Origin of the sequence: Pseudomonas sp. E45-MNA-CIBAN-0222 (assembly GCF_040310405.1) — a bacterium.
In the GTDB taxonomy this organism is placed as follows: Bacteria; Pseudomonadota; Gammaproteobacteria; order Pseudomonadales; family Pseudomonadaceae; genus Stutzerimonas; species Stutzerimonas stutzeri_AC.
Genome location: NZ_JBEOPU010000129.1, coordinates 1 through 263 on the forward strand (window position 1 = coordinate 1; position 263 = coordinate 263).

The window sequence follows — 263 nt, forward strand, 5'->3', positions numbered from 1 at the left end:
GTGCTTGTTGCAGGCGCGGAGTATCGCATATGTGGGCGCATTGTTCGCCTGCTCTTTATCTATAGGCAAAAACTCTTTCAATGAATCTGCTCAAGTCGTTGGCCGCCGTCAGCTCTATCACAATGATCTCCCGGGTTTTGGGGTTTGTACGTGACACCCTTGTGGCGCGCTTTTTTGGCGCGAGCATGGCCACAGATGCGTTCTTTATTGCCTTCAAACTGCCCAATCTACTGCGGCGGATCTTCGCCGAGGGTGCGTTTTCC

1 protein-coding gene is annotated in these 263 nt (G+C 52.9%); it reads left to right on the top strand.

Going from position 1 to position 263, the window contains the following annotated elements:
• Nucleotides 1–80 precede the first annotated feature (80 nt).
• The coding region (locus tag AAEZ08_RS23035) for a lipid II flippase MurJ (protein ID WP_500125194.1) at nt 81–263 on the top strand (183 nt) is incomplete at its 3' end.